The following is a 14419-nucleotide window of genomic DNA, read 5'->3' as shown; positions in this document are numbered from 1 at the left end:
CGGTAATGTCCGGCATCATACCGCGCAAGGGGGCGATTTTCTTGTCACTGACGAACGTCATCTGCAATCATGTCGACGATGCGGGTAATATGCGCGGCGGGCCGCTGATTCAGTAATAATTGACGCATCACATTCATATAGGGCGTCACATGTTGAAAGAACTCCAGATATCCTTTACAGAGATAATTTTGCCGTTCGCCACCGTCCATACAAATTCGATGTTTCGGACAACCGCCGTGACAGGCAAAGCGCCACGTACAGTTCTGGCAGCGTGAAGAAAGGTTTGCTTTAGCCGCGCCAAACTGCTGCTGAAAAGGAGAGGCCGCCATTTCTTCTAAAGAGTGTTGCTGCAGATTGCCCAGTTTATAGGCGGGAAAAACAAAATGGTCACAGCTAAACACGTCGCCATTCTGCTCCACCAGCAAACTTTGCCCGCAGGTCGACTGCATCGTACAAAGCGTGGCGGGCTCCCCCATCCAGACGCCAAGTAAGTTGTCAAAAAGCTGTACGAATATGCGTCCGACATCGTGACGTATCCATTGATCAAAAACATCGCACATAAAGGCGCCCCACCCTTCAGGCGTGACGGAAAAGGGCATCAGCGAAGGCGAATCTTCATTGTCAGATAACGTCAAAGAACGCTGCGCTTTTTGCGCGAGCGGCTCAACAATGGGAATAAATTGCAGGTGTTTACTTTCCAGTTCCTGCGTCAAAAAATGATAAATAGCGTTGCCATGACGGCATGATGCATCATTCACGACAGTGAGCGTATTGAACTCGACATCATTTGCCTGCAGAAGGCGGATAGCATTAACGACTCGGGAAAAAGACGCCCGCCCTGACGGCGTTCTCCGGTAATTATCATGAACGACTTGCGGCCCATCAATCGATATACCAATCAGGAACTGGTGCTGCGCAAAGAAAGCCGCCCACTCTTCATTGATTAATACGCCATTGGTTTGCAGACTGTTGTAAATAGTTTTGCCGTTGGCATAGCGTTGCTGCAAGCACACCACTTTTTGATAAAAAGAAAGACCGCATAGCGTCGGCTCTCCCCCCTGCCAACAAAACGAGACCTCTGAGGATGGCGTATCATCAATTACCCGACGGATATACGTCTCCAGCACATCGTCAGACATGACGCGCTGGCCCCGGGGTTTATCAAGATAGAAACAGTACTTGCAGGATAAGTTACACAGACTGCCGCTGGGCTTGGCTACGGTATTGAATACTATGCTCATTCGTCTTACTCGCTGTGAAGAATGGGTATAGCATAAGCGGGACGTGACAGGGCGATATCAGCCAGCATTGCAACAATTATTACGCTAATTGTTAGCGCAGTTGTAATCACCTGGATTTTTCATATGAAAGGCTAGTTTTTTAAATTGATGTAACAAAGTATAAATCACGTAAGGCTGCGCCATACCCGGTCAACAGCGCATTTATGCAAGCCGTCATGTTCGCGTTTCAGACAGCACAAAGCCCGCATAACGCAGGCTTTGTCGTGGTTTTTCCGGCAAATTCAATCAATCAGAATCTATAGGTCACGCCAGTAGAAAGGATACCGGTCCAGGATTTGTCCACCATCGGGCTGTCGGTAATTTCATCCGACAGGCGGGTGTAGCGCGCAGTACCATATACGCTCCAGTTACCGGCGAAATTATAGTTAGCGCTAAGTTCAAGATACGGGTTCCAGCTATCGTTCGGGTTATAGCCGCGCAGGCCGCTACGCGAAGATTCTTTACGTGATACGCCGTAATAGTAATCGTTCTGGTTCTCGCTATTCCATTCAACCCCGATACCAGGCGTTAAGGTCAGCCCGCCATTGGTATACCGATACAGCCAGGCCAGATCCCAGACAATACCGTTACTGTTATCCAACGTATCCCCTGCCAGTGAGGTACGCAGGAATCCATACTGGGTGTGATGCGCGTAAGAAACGCCCGCCATCATAGTACTTTTACGCCTGTCCAGACGACGCAACTGATGGTCATCGCTGTCGCCCGGTTTGAAGTACATCGGGGACCAGTATGCCATGATTGACAACTTATCGGCATTGTCATTCCACAAGTAGTACCCGCCGCCCAGACCACGGAACCAGAAGTTTTCGCTTTCATAAGCGATGACCGGTATCGGATAAACATCGCTATCGTAATCTTTATAAGGGTGTTCAACCACACCAACGCCTGCGCCCAACGTCAGGTTGCTTTCAGCGTGCGCGACGCTGGCGGATGTTGCAATAAACACGCCAAGAGCCAGAAGTTTAAGTTTGGTCACAATCCATAATTCCTTATTCAAATGTTCTGCGGCAAAAGTGTAACCGCCAATACCTGTAAGCCCAACTATTTTACACAATGTAACCGTTTAATATCACCACCACCGATTATTTTCAGATGATCGGCTGATGATCGTTATATGACCGGGAACGCTTTTTCTGATATCCACCAGCCTTTTCTACCTGATGAGTTATTGATATGTCATCGAAATCCACTGACGCGTACAGGCAAGTTTTGCAAATGCCATCTACGCTTAATGTTAAGAAGGTGTATCACCGGACACGTTAATCTTCTGACCAATAAAATGGCATGAGAGTTGCTTTTTTTTCCTTAGCAGAGACGGCGTTCAGTCTACCTCTTCCGGGAGCCTCTACTATTCATATGAACGGCTCTTAACATGTGCGAAAAAACGAAAGGATGGCATATCATGAATATATTCGATCACTATCGCCAGCGTTACGAAGCTGCCAAGGACGAAGAGTTCACACTGCAGGATTTTCTTACCATTTGTCGGCAAGATCGCAGTGCTTATGCCAACGCGGCAGAGCGGCTATTAATGGCTATCGGCGAGCCTAATATGGTCGACACTGCCCAGGAACCCCGACTTTCCCGACTCTTCTCCAACCGGGTTATTGCTCGCTATCCTGCGTTTGAAGAGTTTTACGGCATGGAAGACGCGATTGAACAGATTGTCTCTTATCTGAAACATGCGGCGCAAGGGCTGGAAGAGAAGAAGCAAATTCTCTATTTGCTGGGACCTGTGGGGGGTGGCAAATCATCGCTCGCTGAACGGCTGAAATCGCTAATGCAGCGCGTGCCAATTTATGTTTTAAGCGCCAACGGCGAGCGTAGTCCGGTCAACGATCATCCGTTATGCCTGTTTAATCCGCAGGAAGACGCGCAGATTCTGGAAAAAGAGTACGGTATTCCGCGCCGCTATCTCGGTACGATTATGTCCCCGTGGGCGGCCAAACGCCTGCATGAGTTTGGCGGCGATATTACTAAATTCCGCGTGGTGAAAGTCTGGCCCTCCATTCTGGAGCAGATTGCCATCGCCAAAACGGAACCCGGCGATGAAAACAACCAGGATATTTCGGCGCTGGTCGGCAAGGTGGATATTCGTAAACTCGAACATCACGCCCAGAACGATCCGGATGCGTATGGTTACTCTGGCGCGCTGTGCCGCGCTAACCAGGGGATCATGGAGTTCGTCGAGATGTTTAAAGCGCCTATTAAGGTGCTGCACCCCTTGCTGACCGCAACTCAGGAAGGTAACTACAATGGTACGGAAGGTATTTCCGCCCTGCCCTTTAATGGCATCATACTTGCCCACTCAAACGAATCTGAATGGGTGACTTTCCGTAACAATAAAAATAACGAAGCGTTCCTCGACCGTGTCTATATTGTGAAGGTGCCTTATTGCCTGCGAATCTCCGAAGAGATCAAAATCTACGAGAAACTACTTAATCATAGCGAGCTGGCTCATGCGCCCTGCGCGCCGGGCACGTTGGAAACGCTTTCGCGCTTCTCGATTCTTTCCCGCCTGAAAGAGCCGGAAAATTCCAGTATTTACTCGAAAATGCGCGTTTATGACGGTGAAAGCCTGAAAGATACCGACCCCAAAGCTAAATCGTACCAGGAGTATCGCGACTATGCGGGTGTGGACGAAGGGATGAACGGTCTCTCCACCCGATTCGCCTTTAAGATCCTCTCCCGCGTATTCAACTTCGACCATGCGGAAGTGGCGGCAAACCCGGTACATCTGTTCTACGTTCTGGAACAACAAATCGAGCGCGAGCAGTTCCCGCAGGAGCAAGCTGAGCGTTATCTGGAGTTCCTGAAAGGCTACCTGATCCCGAAATACGCCGAATTTATCGGCAAGGAGATCCAGACGGCCTATCTCGAATCTTATTCTGAGTACGGGCAGAACATTTTTGATCGTTACGTGACTTATGCGGATTTCTGGATTCAGGATCAGGAGTATCGCGACCCGGATACCGGTCAACTGTTCGATCGCGAGTCGCTGAACGCCGAACTGGAAAAAATTGAAAAACCAGCGGGTATCAGTAACCCGAAAGATTTCCGTAATGAGATAGTAAACTTTGTCCTGCGCGCCAGAGCCAACAATAGCGGCCGTAATCCAAACTGGACCAGTTACGAGAAGCTGCGCACGGTGATTGAGAAAAAAATGTTCTCTAATACTGAAGAGCTGTTGCCGGTCATTTCTTTTAACGCCAAAACGTCGACTGACGAGCAGAAAAAGCATGACGACTTTGTCGATCGGATGATGGAAAAAGGGTATACCCGTAAACAGGTTCGTTTGCTGTGCGAGTGGTACCTGCGCGTGCGTAAATCGTCGTGATGTTAATGCCCGGTGGCGCTTGCGCTTACCGGTCCTACAAAGTAATGTTCTGTAGACTGGCTAAGCGTTAGCGCTATCCGGCACTGACAGAACAGGCGCTCAGTTGGCAGTACGGGGGGCATATGACCTGGTTCATAGACCGACGTCTTAACGGCAAAAATAAAAGCACGGTGAATCGCCAGCGCTTTTTGCGTCGTTATAAAGCACAAATTAAGCAGTCGATTTCCGAAGCGATTAATAAACGCTCTGTGACCGATGTCGACAGCGGAGAGTCCGTCTCTATTCCAACCGATGATATTAGCGAACCGATGTTTCATCAGGGGCGCGGCGGTCTGCGCCATCGCGTCCATCCGGGTAACGATCACTTTATCCAGAATGATCGCATTGAGCGTCCGCAAGGCGGTGGCGGCGGCGGTTCCGGTAGCGGTCAAGGTCAGGCCAGCCAGGACGGCGAAGGCCAGGATGAGTTTGTTTTTCAGATTTCAAAAGATGAGTATCTGGATCTGCTCTTTGAAGATTTAGCGCTGCCTAATCTGAAAAAAAACCAGCATCGCCAGCTTAACGAGTATAAAACTCACCGCGCCGGTTTCACCTCAAACGGCGTGCCGGCCAATATCAGCGTGGTACGTTCGCTACAAAACTCTCTGGCGCGCCGTACAGCAATGACGGCAGGAAAACGCCGCGAACTGCACGCGCTGGAAACGGAACTGGAGACCATCAGCAAAAGCGAACCAGCGCAACTGCTTGAAGAGGAGCGGTTACGTCGGGAGATTGCCGAACTACGGGCTAAAATCGAGCGGGTGCCGTTTATCGACACTTTTGATTTACGCTATAAAAATTATGAAAAACGACCTGAGCCCTCCAGCCAGGCGGTGATGTTCTGTCTGATGGACGTCTCGGGTTCGATGGACCAGGCAACCAAAGATATTGCCAAGCGTTTTTACATTCTGCTTTATCTGTTTTTGAGCCGAACGTATAAGAACGTCGAAGTGGTTTATATCCGCCACCATACCCAGGCGAAGGAAGTGGATGAACATGAGTTCTTTTATTCGCAAGAGACCGGCGGGACGATTGTCTCCAGCGCGCTTAAACTCATGGACGAAGTAGTTAAAGAGCGCTACGACCCCGGTCAGTGGAACATCTATGCGGCGCAAGCGTCAGACGGTGATAACTGGGCCGACGACTCACCGCTGTGCCATGAGATTCTGGCGAAAAAGCTGCTGCCGGTAGTGCGCTATTACAGCTATATCGAGATTACCCGCCGCGCCCACCAGACCTTATGGCGCGAGTATGAACATCTGCAGGCGACGTTCGATAACTTCGCCATGCAGCATATTCGCGATCAGGAGGATATTTATCCGGTATTCCGCGAATTGTTTCAGAAACAGAGCGCCAATCAAAGTGCATAAACCTAAATCAGCCCGTAATGCGTCACGGGCTGATTTATCACTAACAAGGCGATTATACATATTGCCATTACAATAGCCGTAAACCTGTATATCTCCTGACTGGATTAACCTTACATGCGCCGACTTATCACTGGAATAGTATGGATTTATTAATGCCAGCAATACTCACCAGGAGGTGGCGGTAATTGCAGAGAATCAGGGGGTTGTAGTTTGCAAAAAAGCCATGGACCCGAAAAATCAAAATCCCACGGACTATCACTACCCGACGCTGCCATAGCAGACGACGTGAACCCCGCAGCCAGCAATGCAAAAAGAAAAATTGTTGCCATTTCTTTAAATCGTTTCATAGTGCCTCCGAACGGAAGTACATTATTATCCTTACCACTTCACACTCCTTTCGCGTAATAATAAAGGCTATTTTATTTTCGTTAGTGTTAAATCGATGCCGTTAATTAACAATTTACTTTTTGCGACAATAGTCACGACTGAAAATATCAACATCATATATTATTGAATTTATTAAATCGAGAATGATTTTTATTCCATAACATTAACACGTTTTATTTTTAAACAGTCTATTAGAGGAATTCTCATCGCTATGGTAAACTAACGCATCCGACTTTCAGGGCTGTAGTTCATCATGAATTTGCATCATAAAGCGCTCAGGCACTTTATCTCGGCAAGCGTCATCGTTTTGACATCGTCCTTCCTGATTTACGAACTTATTGCCAGCGACAGGGCAATGAATGCCTATATGCGTTATATCATGGAGAGAGCCGATTCGTCGTTTTTGTACGATAAGTACCAGAATCAAAGCATCGCCGCACATTTGATGCGAACTTTTGAAGCGCCGGGAGACCCCGTCACCGCAGAAAAACGCCGCGCGTTTTGCGACGCCTTTGAGGCTATTAACGGTACGCACGGTGTCAACCTGACCCGGCATAATTATCCGGCGCTACATGGTACCCTGCAAACCGCCGCTACACAGTGTACCGATAATCTTGATGACGCCCTTTTACTGCCTGCATTTGATCAGGCGGTAAGCATCAACCGTTCGCAGGACGACCACAGTCACGGGCTGGGCACACTGGAGCTTAAATTCCGTTATTACGTTGATTTAAATAAACATTATGTCTATTTCTATGATTTAATCAACTCACGGCGCTTCGCCATGCATCGTTGGACTTTTTTACAAAAAGGCACAATGGGTATTAACAGAAAAGATATAGATAAACTTTTTACCGGCCGTACGGTTATTTCAAGTATTTACATGGATGATATTACCCAGGAAAACGTCATGAGTTTTTTAACGCCAGTCTATCTGGCGGGATCGTTAAAAGGCATCGTGATGGTGGATGTTAACCAGGATAATTTAAAAAATATTTTTTATACCCAGGACCGTCCGCTGGTTTGGCGTTATCTTAACGTAACACTAAAGGACATGGACTCCGGAAAAGAAATTATTATTAATCAAAGCAAAAATAATCTGTTTCAATATGTGAATTATAGCCATGATATCCCTGGTGGACTGCGCGTTTCGTTGTCCCTTGATTTAACCTATTTCCTTGTCTCGTCCTGGAAAGCGCTGGCCTTTTACTTACTGGCAACGGCGCTCCTGCTTAATATGGTACGGATGCACTTTCGGCTTTATCGCAACGTCACACGCGAAAATATTAGCGATGCCATGACCGGGCTTTACAACCGTAAAATATTAACACCTGTGCTGGAACAGCGACTGCAACGCCTGGTCAATACCGGGACGCCGGTGACATTTGTCGCTATTGATTGCGATAGGTTAAAACTGATCAACGATACCCAGGGGCACCAGGAAGGCGACCGAATTATAACCCTGTTGGCGAAAGCGATTAAAACATCGATTCGTAAAAGCGATTACGCCATTCGCCTCGGCGGCGATGAGTTCTGTATTATTCTTGTTGATTACGCGGCGGATTTGGCTATCCATCTGCCGGAGCGTATTATTCGTAACCTGCAAATTATCGCACCGGATAAGACAGTCCATTTTTCTGCCGGGATTTATAATATGCAGCCCAATGATACGATTAATGATGCCTACCAGGCTTCCGATGCGCAGCTCTATCTGAACAAACAACAAAAACAACATCGTTCATCATAGTGCTTCGCAGTAAATGTTCATATTGCACCAGGAGTGAGAAATGGCCGAAATGACTGAAGTCGCGAAGGGTGTCGCTACACACCAACGTTTAGTGGCTTTATTAACCCAGGAGAACGCGCGCTATCGTGTGGTGAACCATGAAGCGGTAGGGAAATGCGAAGCGGTATCTGAAATACGCGGTACTGCGCTGGGCCAGGGCGCAAAAGCGCTGGTCTGTAAAGTCAAAGGCAACGGCGTCAACCAGCACGTTCTTGCTATTCTGGCGGCCGATCAGCAAGCCGACCTCTCTCAGCTTGCTTCACATCTGGGCGGCTTACGCGCTTCCCTTGCCAGCCCGGCGGAAGTCGATATGCTGACCGGCTGCGTTTTTGGCGCGATCCCGCCTTTCAGTTTTCACCCCAATCTGAAACTGGTCGCCGATCCGCTCCTGTTTGAGCGTTTCGATGAAATTGCCTTTAATGCCGGCCTGCTGGAAAAATCAGTCATTATGAATACACAGGACTATCTGCGCATCGCCCGACCAGAACTGGCAGTCTTCCGCCGCTTTCAGTCATCGCCAACGGCTTAGTCCCCTCCCCCTTCAAGGAGCAATACCGACACAACGATAATGATAAAAATGGCGAAAAACGACGCCGTAATCATCAGCGCTTCAAGAAACGGTGGATCGTACATAATTGTATCCTCAGGAAGACAACAATGACGGTTCACCTGTTAGCAATACGCGGCGTTGATGGCAATTTAATGACAACGCCGTTTTTCACGTAGAGATTGTCTTTCAGGCAGTTGCCTGAAATCCGCATCAATCGTTAAAAAGGCCTGTGCGCTTTGCCGTTTGGGCGTAAAGTAGTCAGGCTTACTTTTTGGCAAGGAAACCATAATGTTTGATGTCACTCTGCTGATCCTGCTCGGACTGGCAGCTCTGGGATTTATCAGCCACAACACCACTGTCGCCGTCTCAATTCTGGTGCTGATTATTGTCCGCGTAACCCCGTTGAATACCTTTTTTCCCTGGATTGAAAAACAGGGACTCACCGTCGGGATTATCATTCTGACCATCGGCGTAATGGCTCCCATCGCCAGCGGAACCCTACCGCCCTCCACATTGATCCACTCTTTTGTGAACTGGAAATCGCTGGTCGCGATTGCTGTCGGCGTTTTCGTCTCCTGGCTGGGCGGTCGCGGCATTACGCTGATGGGAAACCAACCGCAGCTCGTCGCCGGGCTGCTGGTCGGTACGGTACTTGGCGTCGCGCTGTTTCGCGGCGTGCCGGTCGGCCCACTGATTGCGGCGGGGCTGGTCTCTTTAATTGTGGGGAAGCAGTAACTCGCCCGTCAGATACTGGCCTGGGGTCTGCCCCAGGCCTTTTTTAAACATGGTAATGAATGCCGTGGTGGAATCATAACCCAGCATTTGCGCCGTCTGTTGTACATTACGTCCCGCGATCAGCGCTTGTAGCGCCAGGATTAATTGCAACTGATGACGCCAGCGACGAAAGCTTAGTCCCGTCTCTTTGACGACCAGCCGGGCAAGGTTACGCTCGCTCATCGCGAATACGCTGGCCCACTGCCCTAACGTATTCCATCGCGCGGGCTCCTGCGCCATTGTCTCAACCATTTGGCGAATTTTCGGATGCCCTGATACCGGTAATTGCAATTGTTCCTGCGGCTGCTGCGGCAGTTCATCAAACAACACTTGAATAAGGCGCTGCGTTGGCATTTGCGCTCTTTCGGGATCGGTTCTGCGCGCCAGCGACAAAATCAACTCCCGGCATAACGGCGAAATTTTCAGCGTGCAGCAACGCTCCGGCATGACGACCGCCGCAGGTTCAATAAATAAAAAGCACAGCTCCGCCCCTGCGGTCACATGATTACTGTGCGGCAGCGAGCCAGGGAGCCAGACGGCATACTGGGGCGGCACCATCCACATCGCATTTTCCACCTCGCAGGTGATCGCGCCGTGCAGAGCGAGAATCAACTGTCCCTTGCGATGCTGATGGCGAGGGCTAAACAGTTCATCATCCCTGGCGCGAATACAAAAGGCCACAGCGGCATCGTGGTGAAGGTCGGGATCGTAACCGTCCAGTCTCAGGCCAATCATTATATTGTCCGATTTTAGCGATAAATTGTCATTTTAGCTTGATTCATCCAAACAGTAAAAACTGTTAAGGTATCGCCTCGCCTGACGAGATGAGAAAACGATGACGACAACCCTTTCTCCACGCGGCAAACAGGGCGCTTTACTGATTGCCGGTATTTTGATGATAGCCACTACGCTGCGCGTAACATTTACCGGCGCTGCGCCGTTGCTGGAGACAATCCGTTCGGATTACGGTCTTTCCACCGCCCAGACGGGCCTGCTAACAACCTTGCCGCTTCTGGCGTTTGCACTGGTTTCGCCGCTGGCGGCCGGTATTGCCCGCCGGTTTGGGATGGAACGCAGTCTGTTTGCCGCAATGCTGCTGATTTGCGCGGGTATTGCTCTCCGCTCCCTGCCCTCCGCTGCATTGTTGTTTGCCGGAACTGCCATTATTGGGTGCGGGATAGCGCTGGGTAATGTGCTGCTACCAGGATTGATTAAGCGCGATTTTTCACAACATGTCGCCAGGCTGACGGGCGCGTACTCATTGACGATGGGCGCCGCCGCCGCGTTGGGGTCTGCGCTGGTGGTTCCGCTGGCGTTGCACGGTTTTGGCTGGCGCGGCGCGCTGTTAATGCTGATGCTGTTTCCGCTGTTGGCGTTTCTTATCTGGTTGCCGCAGTGGCGCACTACTCGCACAGCTAACCTGAGTAGCTCCCGGGCATTACATGAACGCGGTATCTGGCGTTCGCCTTTAGCCTGGCAAGTTACATTGTTTCTGGGACTTAACTCACTGATTTATTATGTGATTATCGGCTGGTTACCAACAATACTCATCAACCACGGTTACAGCGAAGCACAGGCAGGATCGCTACATGGCCTGCTGCAACTGGCGACCGCGGCGCCTGGGTTAGCCATTCCGCTTATTTTGCATCGCTTTAACGATCAACGCTGGATTGCCGCGCTGGTCTCACTCTTGTGCGCAGTGGGCGCGGCGGGGCTTTGGTTTGTGCCGGGCCAGGCGGTCATCTGGACGCTACTGTTCGGCTTCGGTTCAGGCGCGACGATGATCCTCGGCCTGACGTTTATTGGCCTGCGCGCCAGTTCGGCGCATCAGGCAGCGGCGCTTTCCGGCATGGCGCAGTCGGTCGGGTATTTACTGGCGGCATGTGGGCCGCCCGTCATGGGAAAACTTCATGATGCCAGCGGTAGCTGGTATCTGCCGCTATCAGGCGTGACGGTTCTGGCTATCATCATGGCGATTTTCGGCCTCTACGCCGGACGCGATCGAGAGATAGCGTCATAAATAAACCTGATACCCACTTGAATGCCTGATGACGCTTCGTTTATCAGGCCTGATCCATTAAAATCATTACCGCTATCCGACAAAAGTAGCGTAAGCGACACCATCACAGGAGGGAAAAATGCGAATCCAGTGTAAGCGCGTCTATTTCCCGGCGGAAAAAGACGATGGTTATCGGGTATTGGTTGACAGGCTATGGCCGCGAGGCATTAAAAAAGCAGCGCTGGTCTATGATGAATGGAATAAGGCTATTACGCCCTCAACCGAATTGCGCAAAGCCTTTCATAGCGAACTGATTGATTTTAACCACTTCACGCAGCAATACCGGGCAGAACTTGCGCAACAGCATCAAGAAGGCAAACGTCTGGCGGATATTGCCCGACACCAGCCGCTAACGTTGCTATACGCCGCTAAAGATACTCGCCAGAACCATGCCATTGTGCTGGCAGAGTGGCTACGAGAGCTGTGATTGTCGTGCCGCCGCCTGGCCTGGTTGTCTGTCCGGGGACAACGGCATCAAATGTTCTGCCCGCACCCAAGCAAAACCGTGCTGGCCATCGGCGGAGGCTACATCGCCCGTGACCAGCCACAGCGCCCGAGGCGCTTCTTTCGGCAGTAAGGTGACGTGTCCATTTACCGGGTTAATGAATTCATCTCCGGGTTGACACAGGCAAAATAGCTCAACCGATTTACCAATATTCCGCCGTCCGGCGGGTGTTTTAGCGCCAATAACTATTGCCAACGCGCCCGGCTTTAACTGAAACATATTTTCTTGCGCCGCATGAAACTCATTATCAGATTGTTCTTAATCATATCCCGTCGGACCGCAGGTTGTCACTTTTTCGTATCAGGGTGCTCTCTGCGCCATAATGTCCACTCATCAATGATTTCGCCATTGGGCAATTTGCAATCGGAACGCACGCCTTGTGGGGTCTGCACCGGCATCAGCGTACCGCCCTGTTGCTCACAGTAGACGGCTGCCGGATTAGGCATCCCAATACGCGGCGGCCTGGGGGCGTTGGGTTGCGACGATGAACAAGCGCTCAGCAGCAATACGCCTGGCAACGCAATCCACGTAAATTTCATAACGACTCCTTAAAGCGATATTTTGTCCAGGATAACCTGGCGGGTACGCTATTTCCATACTTTCTGTCAGCGCTTTAGTGGGTGTTTATCCCGGGTTAAGTCAGTAATAACCACGCCCTGTCACAAAGCAACCGACCTTTTGTCGCTGAGAAAACCCTGCTATTCTGGCGCCCCCTGAACAGTGAAGGTAATAGCATGAGAGTGGGTATCCTCTTCCCTGTCGTCATTTTCATTACGGCAATATTATTTTTGGCATGGTTTTTTATTGGCGGTTACGCCGCGCCGGGAGCATAACCATGAGGAAAACAACGATGGTGTTGATGGGCATCGCGCTAATTGCGGTGGCGGGTACCGAACTGGGCTGGTGGTAAATTCATTTTGAATAATAAAGGCTACCTGTCGTAGCCTTTATTATCTCTGAAAGTTCTGCGTTTAGCTTTTGATTTTTCTGTAGATTAACAGCACGACAATCGCGCCGATCACCGCGACTGCAAAGCTGCCGAAGTTGAAACCATCCACTTTGCCAAAGCCAAAGAACGTACTGATCCATCCTCCGACTACCGCACCAACGATCCCCAGAATGATCGTCATAAAGAATCCGCCGCCATCTTTACCTGGCATGATCCACTTAGCCAAAATACCCGCAATAAGTCCAAAAATAATCCATGAAAGAATGCCCATTTTTTCCTCACTTATGTCTTAACGTTAGCGGTTTATTTGCCGTTAAAAAGAATAGCACATCGTCAGGAAAGTGAAGTTTGTGATATCCATCACCTTTTAGCGCCGTGGATAAAAGCGCATAAATATCAGGGTTGCAATCATTAATGATAACGATTATCTTTATCAACACCGAGTGGTTGAGTTTATAACCCACCTGTTCGGTACGACATTGCTCACATTGCTTCCAGTATTATTTGCCCGCCTCACCGAGTGCGGGCTTTTTTTGCTAACCGCTATCTATCCCATGTCGAATTCATGGTCTTTTTCAGCCGCGCTATTTTGCGTGATACGGGGTCATCTCCAGCGCCGTACATTCATCCTGCTTGTCCTGCTGCATAAACACCACGGTCACCATAAACAAACCGATCATAAATGGCACTTCATAAAGCTCTTCAATCAAATCTGTGTAACGAGCGTTATGCAGGAATATCGGCGACAACCACCGATGATGCTCGACAGTGTCGGAAATCAGATATGAACATGCCGTCACGGTAAACAGCCACAATGGCAGAGGAGCGTCCCGTAGGCGACGAACAATCTCCTTACGGAGCCCGGCAGAAAACAGGACTGGCAAGACTAACGCAGCAATTAATAGCACTGAAATCGTTCTGAACAGCATACGCGGCTCGTCAGGGAAATAGTCACGCCCCCAACTGGTGCTTCTACCCAATAGCACCACCCACCAGACAACAGCCCATAGCCAAAACTGCTTTGCCCCTTCGGGACGGGAAAGTGGCCGTATATACCAGGCGGTAAATAGCGCCCCAAACAGTAACCATAACGCTTGTCCGTTTTCAATCCATCGGACCACCACGCCGTTAAGCAAAGGCAATTGCCAGTCCGCCGTAAACGGGATGACCACAGCGGCAAGCGCAAGAGTAAGTGCTGACGAAGTTAATCGGGTATCGAGTTTCATGATTATAAGACTCTTCTGGTTTTTAATACCCAATCATAAGTTTTATGAATACGCTCTCATTAGCAAACAATGCGATATTCTTAATGTTTTCTTAATGTTTCTTTTCAACCCATGTCTGATGTAAATAAACAGCGCT

At 49.8% G+C, this 14419-nt stretch carries 16 protein-coding genes; 8 read left to right on the top strand and 8 right to left on the bottom strand.

Annotation, left to right across the window (positions count from 1 at the left end; translation table 11 throughout):
* Window positions 1-44: 44 nt before the first annotated feature.
* Together J4728_RS02185 and J4728_RS02180 are read right to left on the bottom strand one after the other, a co-directional pair.
* Window positions 45-1241, bottom strand: a complete 1197-nt coding sequence (locus J4728_RS02185; RefSeq protein ID WP_000029242.1) for an anaerobic sulfatase maturase — start codon at window positions 1239-1241, stop codon at window positions 45-47.
* 289 nt (window positions 1242-1530) lie between these two features.
* The gene (locus J4728_RS02180) at window positions 1531-2277 is read right to left on the bottom strand and encodes a MipA/OmpV family protein (protein WP_000163762.1); all 747 of its coding nucleotides are present in this window, start codon (window positions 2275-2277) and stop codon (window positions 1531-1533) included.
* 426 nt (window positions 2278-2703) lie between these two features.
* Between J4728_RS02180 and yeaG the strand changes: the two genes are divergently transcribed.
* From yeaG to J4728_RS02160, 4 genes are all read left to right on the top strand, one after another.
* Window positions 2704-4638, top strand: a complete 1935-nt coding sequence (yeaG, locus tag J4728_RS02175) for a protein kinase YeaG (protein ID WP_001518010.1) — start codon at window positions 2704-2706, stop codon at window positions 4636-4638.
* Between the two features lie 122 nt (window positions 4639-4760).
* Complete coding sequence (locus J4728_RS02170; protein WP_208211033.1) at window positions 4761-6047, top strand: YeaH/YhbH family protein; 1287 nt, start codon at window positions 4761-4763, stop codon at window positions 6045-6047.
* 640 nt (window positions 6048-6687) lie between these two features.
* A complete protein-coding gene (gene dgcJ, locus J4728_RS02165; RefSeq protein ID WP_001048652.1) occupies window positions 6688-8181 on the top strand; it encodes a diguanylate cyclase DgcJ in 1494 nt (497 codons plus the stop codon).
* Between the two features lie 49 nt (window positions 8182-8230).
* Window positions 8231-8749, top strand: coding sequence for a YbaK/prolyl-tRNA synthetase associated domain-containing protein (locus J4728_RS02160; RefSeq protein WP_010989016.1), 519 nt, complete (start codon window positions 8231-8233; stop codon window positions 8747-8749).
* On the opposite strand, the gene yoaI is transcribed toward J4728_RS02160, so the two are convergent.
* Window positions 8746-8853, bottom strand: coding sequence for a small membrane protein YoaI (gene yoaI / locus J4728_RS02155; protein WP_000272241.1), 108 nt, complete (start codon window positions 8851-8853; stop codon window positions 8746-8748). The genes J4728_RS02160 and yoaI overlap by 4 nt on opposite strands.
* A gap of 205 nt (window positions 8854-9058) precedes the next feature.
* On the opposite strand from yoaI, the gene J4728_RS02150 reads away from it, so the two are divergent.
* On the top strand, window positions 9059-9505 hold the full coding sequence (locus J4728_RS02150) for a DUF441 domain-containing protein (RefSeq protein WP_000460698.1): 447 nt from the start codon (window positions 9059-9061) through the stop codon (window positions 9503-9505).
* On the opposite strand, the gene J4728_RS02145 is transcribed toward J4728_RS02150, so the two are convergent.
* Window positions 9485-10279 (bottom strand): AraC family transcriptional regulator, encoded by a 795-nt coding sequence (locus tag J4728_RS02145; RefSeq protein ID WP_000579793.1) that lies wholly within the window; start codon window positions 10277-10279, stop codon window positions 9485-9487. The genes J4728_RS02150 and J4728_RS02145 overlap by 21 nt on opposite strands.
* A 100-nt stretch (window positions 10280-10379) precedes the next feature.
* Here J4728_RS02145 and J4728_RS02140 point away from each other — a divergent pair, with 100 nt between their 5' ends.
* On the top strand, window positions 10380-11564 hold the full coding sequence (locus tag J4728_RS02140) for a CynX/NimT family MFS transporter (RefSeq protein ID WP_208211030.1): 1185 nt from the start codon (window positions 10380-10382) through the stop codon (window positions 11562-11564).
* Window positions 11565-11682: 118 nt separating this feature from the next.
* Window positions 11683-12030 (top strand): DUF488 domain-containing protein, encoded by a 348-nt coding sequence (locus J4728_RS02135; protein ID WP_001649780.1) that lies wholly within the window; start codon window positions 11683-11685, stop codon window positions 12028-12030.
* Here J4728_RS02135 and J4728_RS02130 read toward each other — a convergent pair.
* Together J4728_RS02130 and J4728_RS02125 are read right to left on the bottom strand one after the other, a co-directional pair.
* Window positions 12016-12327, bottom strand: a complete 312-nt coding sequence (locus J4728_RS02130) for a hypothetical protein (protein ID WP_000487129.1) — start codon at window positions 12325-12327, stop codon at window positions 12016-12018. The two genes, J4728_RS02135 and J4728_RS02130, sit on opposite strands and share 15 nt — an antisense overlap.
* 68 nt (window positions 12328-12395) lie before the next feature.
* Window positions 12396-12647, bottom strand: a complete 252-nt coding sequence (locus J4728_RS02125) for a DUF333 domain-containing protein (RefSeq protein WP_000673492.1) — start codon at window positions 12645-12647, stop codon at window positions 12396-12398.
* Between the two features lie 195 nt (window positions 12648-12842).
* Between J4728_RS02125 and J4728_RS02120 the strand changes: the two genes are divergently transcribed.
* Window positions 12843-12941: a YoaK family small membrane protein gene (locus J4728_RS02120; protein ID WP_001589065.1), complete on the top strand. Its 99-nt coding sequence runs from the start codon at window positions 12843-12845 to the stop codon at window positions 12939-12941.
* Window positions 12942-13079: 138 nt separating this feature from the next.
* On the opposite strand, the gene J4728_RS02115 is transcribed toward J4728_RS02120, so the two are convergent.
* The gene (locus J4728_RS02115; RefSeq protein WP_000512149.1) at window positions 13080-13328 is read right to left on the bottom strand and encodes a GlsB/YeaQ/YmgE family stress response membrane protein; all 249 of its coding nucleotides are present in this window, start codon (window positions 13326-13328) and stop codon (window positions 13080-13082) included.
* Window positions 13329-13641: 313 nt separating this feature from the next.
* On the bottom strand, window positions 13642-14283 hold the full coding sequence (locus tag J4728_RS02110) for a hypothetical protein (RefSeq protein ID WP_001576139.1): 642 nt from the start codon (window positions 14281-14283) through the stop codon (window positions 13642-13644).
* Between the last annotated feature and the right edge of the window lie 136 nt (window positions 14284-14419).

The organism is Salmonella sp. 32070601201500089SM (assembly GCF_017573605.1).
GTDB lineage: Bacteria > Pseudomonadota > Gammaproteobacteria > Enterobacterales > Enterobacteriaceae > Salmonella > Salmonella enterica.
Note: the sequence above shows the minus strand (reverse complement) of the source record. Positions and strands in the feature narration are given on the sequence as shown.

Bases quoted from the DNA above. Each gene is read 5' to 3' on its own strand.
- J4728_RS02185 (WP_000029242.1), bottom strand. From the start codon at position 1,241: ATGAGCATAGTATTCAATACCGTAGCCAAGCCCAGCGGCAGTCTGTGT.
- yeaG (WP_001518010.1), top strand. From the start codon at position 2,704: ATGAATATATTCGATCACTATCGCCAGCGTTACGAAGCTGCCAAGGAC.
- J4728_RS02170 (WP_208211033.1), top strand. From the start codon at position 4,761: ATGACCTGGTTCATAGACCGACGTCTTAACGGCAAAAATAAAAGCACG.
- dgcJ (WP_001048652.1), top strand. From the start codon at position 6,688: ATGAATTTGCATCATAAAGCGCTCAGGCACTTTATCTCGGCAAGCGTC.
- J4728_RS02160 (WP_010989016.1), top strand. From the start codon at position 8,231: ATGACTGAAGTCGCGAAGGGTGTCGCTACACACCAACGTTTAGTGGCT.
- yoaI (WP_000272241.1), bottom strand. From the start codon at position 8,853: ATGTACGATCCACCGTTTCTTGAAGCGCTGATGATTACGGCGTCGTTT.
- J4728_RS02150 (WP_000460698.1), top strand. From the start codon at position 9,059: ATGTTTGATGTCACTCTGCTGATCCTGCTCGGACTGGCAGCTCTGGGA.
- J4728_RS02145 (WP_000579793.1), bottom strand. From the start codon at position 10,279: ATGATTGGCCTGAGACTGGACGGTTACGATCCCGACCTTCACCACGAT.
- J4728_RS02140 (WP_208211030.1), top strand. From the start codon at position 10,380: ATGACGACAACCCTTTCTCCACGCGGCAAACAGGGCGCTTTACTGATT.
- J4728_RS02135 (WP_001649780.1), top strand. From the start codon at position 11,683: ATGCGAATCCAGTGTAAGCGCGTCTATTTCCCGGCGGAAAAAGACGAT.
- J4728_RS02130 (WP_000487129.1), bottom strand. From the start codon at position 12,327: ATGTTTCAGTTAAAGCCGGGCGCGTTGGCAATAGTTATTGGCGCTAAA.
- J4728_RS02125 (WP_000673492.1), bottom strand. From the start codon at position 12,647: ATGAAATTTACGTGGATTGCGTTGCCAGGCGTATTGCTGCTGAGCGCT.
- J4728_RS02120 (WP_001589065.1), top strand. From the start codon at position 12,843: ATGAGAGTGGGTATCCTCTTCCCTGTCGTCATTTTCATTACGGCAATA.
- J4728_RS02115 (WP_000512149.1), bottom strand. From the start codon at position 13,328: ATGGGCATTCTTTCATGGATTATTTTTGGACTTATTGCGGGTATTTTG.
- J4728_RS02110 (WP_001576139.1), bottom strand. From the start codon at position 14,283: ATGAAACTCGATACCCGATTAACTTCGTCAGCACTTACTCTTGCGCTT.